Below are 4,216 nucleotides of genomic sequence, written 5' to 3' on the forward strand. Positions count from 1 at the left end.
GGAACGCCTACGCGGAGGTCGACGGCGCCGCCCCGCGCCGCCTCGCGCCCGGCGGCAACGACCTGCGCTCGCTTGTCGACCGCGCCCCCAGCGGGGCCCGCGGCCACATCGCCGTGCGCATTCCGTACGCGACCAAGCAGGGCAACCTCTCCGTACGCAGCTGGCTGCGCGCCCCGCACGCGGAGATCGGCGAGCTGAGGATCGCCGGCGCCGCGGTGACCGCGCAGGGCCGCGTGTACGGCACGGCGCTGACCGGCGCCGCATACGCCGAGGCGTCCCGCCGTGCCGAGCCCGACCGCATCGAGCGCTCCGAACTGACCGCGGACGGCGTGGAGTTCAGCTTCGGTCTGCACTGCGACGTGCTCGCCGACAGCGGCCCGGGACCCTGGGACCTCTGGCTGCGCCCGGCGGGCGAGAGCGGACCGCGGATCCGGCTCGCCCGGCTCCTGGACGACGTCCCGGACAAGAAGCAGATCTTCACCTACCCGGTGGTGCGGCTCGACACCGCGGCGCACGGACCGCTCGACGCGGGCCCGTACTACACGAACGACAACGACCTTTCGGTCCGGATCCGCGAGGCGGAGGCGATCGAGGTCTGACGTCATGAAGGGCTGACGCCATCGCGGACCGTGGCTGTCCGCGACGCCGGGCACAATCGGCCCCATGTTGGAGACCTCCGCACGACTGCTCCGCCTGCTCTCGCTCCTGCAGGCCCACCGCGACTGGTCGGGCGCGGACCTGGCCGACCGGCTCGGCGTCACCCCGCGCACCGTGCGGCGTGACGTGGACCGGCTGCGCGAGCTCGGCTACCCCGTCAACGCGAGCCCCGGCACGGGCGGCGGCTACCAGCTGGGCGCGGGCGCGGAGCTGCCGCCGCTGCTCCTTGACGACGACGAGGCGGTCGCCGTGGCCGTCGGACTGCGCACCGCCGCCGGACAGGGCATCGAGGGCATCGGCGAGACCTCCGTACGCGCCCTGACCAAGCTGGAGCAGGTCCTGCCGAGCAGGCTGCGGCGGCGGGTGGGCGCGCTGACGGCGTTCACGGTGCCGATGCTCAGGACCCCGCAGCAGCAGGCAGTCGACCCCTCTGTCCTGACCGAACTCGCCCACGCCTGCCGGGACGCGGAGCGCCTGCGCTTCGACTACCTGGACCACGGCGGCAGTTCGACCCGCCGCACCGTCGAACCGCACCGCATCGTCTGCACCGAGCGCCGCTGGTACCTGGTCGCCTGGGACGTCGACCGCGACGACTGGCGTACGTTCCGCGCGGACCGCATCGCACCGAGGCCGCCGCACGGACCGCGCTTCGCGCCGCGCACCCCGCCCGCCGAGGATCTGGCCGCGTACGTCTCCAAGGGCGTCTCCACTCGTGCGTACGCCGCCCAGGCGGTGTTCCGGCTCCTGGTGCCCCTGGAGGACGCGGCCCAGCGCGTCACCCCGTCGGACGGCACGCTGGAGGCCGAGTCCGAGAGCAGCTGTCTGTTGCGCACGGGCGCCATGAGCCTGGACGTCATGGTGATCCATGTGCTCCTGATGGGCTTCGAGTTCGAGGTCGTCGAGCCGGCGGACTTCACCGAACGGATCAGCTCGGCGAGAGACCTCCTGAGCCGGGCCCTGGACCGGGGTGTTCGGTCTGCGGATCCGGGTGCTGGGTCCCCGGCGGCTGGAACGCCGCGTACTCGGGATGGTGCAGGTCGAACGCCGGGGACTCGGAGCGGATCCGGGGCAGCGTGACGAAGTTGTGGCGCGGCGCCGGGCAGGCGGTGGCCCACTCGAGGGAGCGGCCGAAGCCCCAGGGGTCGTCGACGTCGACCTTCTCGCCGTACTTGGCGGTCTTCCAGATGTTGTAGAGGAACGGCAGCGTGGACATGCCGAGCAGGAACGCCCCGATGGACGAGACGGTGTTGAGCGCCGTGAAGCCGTCCGCCGCCAGATAGTCCGCGTAACGCCGTGGCATGCCCTCCGCGCCCAGCCAGTGCTGGACGAGGAACGTCACGTGGAAGCCGACGAAGAGCGTCCAGAAGTGGATCTTGCCGAGCGTCTCGTCGAGCATCTTCCCGGTGAGCTTCGGCCACCAGAAGTAGAAGCCGCCGAAGGTCGCGAAGACGACGGTGCCGAAGACGACGTAGTGGAAGTGGGCCACGACGAAGTACGAGTCCGTGACGTGGAAGTCGAGTGGTGGCGAGGCCAGGATGACGCCGGTGAGCCCGCCGAAGAGGAAGCTCACCAGGAAGCCGATCGCCCACAGCATCGGTGTCTCGAACGACAGCGACCCCTTGAGCATCGTCCCCGTCCAGTTGAAGAACTTCACGCCCGTGGGGACCGCGATGAGGAAGGACATGAAGGAGAAGAAGGGCAGGAGCACCGCGCCCGTCGCGAACATGTGGTGCGCCCACACGACGATGGAGAGCCCGGTGATGGCCATCGTCGCGCCGATGAGGGGCAGATAGCCGAAGATCGGCTTCCTGCTGAACACCGGGATGATCTCGGAGATGATCCCGAAGAACGGCAGCGCGATGATGTAGACCTCCGGATGCCCGAAGAACCAGAAGAGGTGCTGCCACAGCAGAGCACCTCCGTTCTCCGGGGCGAAGACCACGGAGCCGAAGCGCCGGTCCGCCTCCAGGACGAGCAGCGCGGCGGCGAGCACGGGGAACGCCATCAGGACCAGGATCGAAGTGAACAGCACATTCCAGGTGAAGACGGGCATCCGGAACATCGTCATACCTGGCGCCCGCATCCCGATGATGGTCGTCAGGAAGTTCACCGAGCCGAGGATCGTGCCGAACCCGGAGAGCGCGAGACCCATGATCCACAGGTCGGCGCCGATCCCCGGTGACCGCTCCATGCTGTTGAGGGGCGCGTAGGCGAACCAGCCGAACGAGGCGGGACCGCTGGGCACCAGGAGAGAGCCGAGCACCATCAGGCCGCCGAAGAGGAACAGCCAGTACGACAGCATGTTGAGCCGGGGGAAGGCGACGTCGGGCGCGCCGATCTGCAGCGGCATGATCTCGTTGGCGAAGCCCGCGAAGGTCGGCGTCGCGAAGAGCAGCAGCATGATCGTGCCGTGCATGGTGAACGCCTGGTTGAACTCCTCGTTGGTCATCAGCTGCAGACCGGGGCGGGCGAGCTCGGCCCGCATCATCAGGGCCATCAGGCCCGCGACGAGGAAGAACACGAAGGACGTGATCAGGTAGAGGTGGCCGATCTTCTTGTGGTCGGTGGTGGTCAGCCAGTCCACGAGGACCCGGCCCGGACTTTTCTGCCGGACCGGTGGTGCCGCCGCGGTTGCGGTCTCAGTCCCCATCACTCGCCCCTTCGCCGTCGCGCCGCTGGGCCTGCCGCTGTGATTCCCGGGGATGCCCCCGGACCTCCAGCCGGGGCCATGATGCTCGTGTCACACCCGGCTCCGACAGGGGGCGTACCGGCCCGCTGTGTTGGAACCGTGAATTCCCTATACGGCGTCACATCGCGTCGAGCGTCCCGGATTCGGAAATTGCGCAGGGTGTGTAAAGGTACCTCGTCCCCCTTTCCGCCGTGCTATTTCGGTCGTTTCCGCGCGCCGCCGGGAGGCCCGCGGGAAATCCCGGAATCACGTCGGAACAACTCCGGAACCGCCCGTACGTGTGACGGAGTTAAGACGAAACGGGCGTCGTGATGCTGTGACAAAAGCGTGACCGGAGAGGGACCGGTGACGCATGTGGTCCGGCTACGGCCTTCCTCGGCCGGGCCGCGCCGCCTAACGTGGCGGCCATGGCACCTATTCCGACCCCTCCCGCCGGACCCCAGGAACCGCACGACAGCACGGACGCCTACGTCGGCCTCGCGGCCGACGGCGCCGAGCAGCAGGCCCGCGAGCGCGGCTGGTCCACTGTCAGGTCGTTGCCGCCGGGCGCGATCATCACCATGGAGTACCTCGCGGGGCGGCTCAACTTCGAGGTCAAGGAAGGCGTCGTGGTCCGCTGCTGGAAGGGCTGACGACACATACGAGACATGGCGAAAGGCCCCGGTTCCTGGACGGAACCGGGGCCTTCGCGATGCGGGGGATGGGTTGTGCGTACCGACCCCCGCTGTCTTCGGGGCTAGCCGCCCGCCACGGGGCGGGCCGACGTGGCGGCGCGTGAGGCGCGCTCGGAGTGTGGCGGGCGGCGGCTGCCCGCAGGGGTGACCGGGCTGCGCTCGGAGCGCGGTGTGTGGGGGCCCGGCGCGAGGTAGG

2 protein-coding genes and 3 pseudogenes are annotated in these 4,216 nt (G+C 69.6%); 3 read left to right on the forward strand and 2 right to left on the reverse strand.

Annotated features, from left to right (window positions below; genetic code table 11):
- Window positions 1-599, forward strand: a pseudogene (locus tag ABD378_RS26360) (hypothetical protein); the annotation flags it as partial.
- Between the two features lie 64 nt (window positions 600-663).
- Window positions 664-1,734, forward strand: coding sequence for a helix-turn-helix transcriptional regulator (locus tag ABD378_RS26365; RefSeq protein WP_344524471.1), 1,071 nt, complete (start codon window positions 664-666; stop codon window positions 1,732-1,734).
- Between the two features lies 1 nt (window position 1,735).
- On the opposite strand, the pseudogene ctaD reads toward ABD378_RS26365, so the two are convergent.
- Window positions 1,736-3,307, reverse strand: a pseudogene (ctaD, locus tag ABD378_RS26370) (aa3-type cytochrome oxidase subunit I); the annotation flags it as partial.
- Between the two features lie 446 nt (window positions 3,308-3,753).
- Here ctaD and ABD378_RS26375 point away from each other — a divergent pair.
- Window positions 3,754-3,978 carry an I78 family peptidase inhibitor gene (locus ABD378_RS26375; protein ID WP_344524473.1) on the forward strand — a complete coding sequence of 75 codons (225 nt, stop codon included), beginning with the start codon at window positions 3,754-3,756 and terminating at the stop codon, window positions 3,976-3,978.
- 104 nt (window positions 3,979-4,082) lie between these two features.
- Here ABD378_RS26375 and ABD378_RS44230 read toward each other — a convergent pair.
- Window positions 4,083-4,216, reverse strand: a pseudogene (locus ABD378_RS44230) (phosphatase PAP2 family protein); the annotation flags it as partial.

The organism is Streptomyces rectiviolaceus, from assembly GCF_039533825.1.
Lineage (GTDB): Bacteria > Actinomycetota > Actinomycetes > Streptomycetales > Streptomycetaceae > Streptomyces > Streptomyces rectiviolaceus.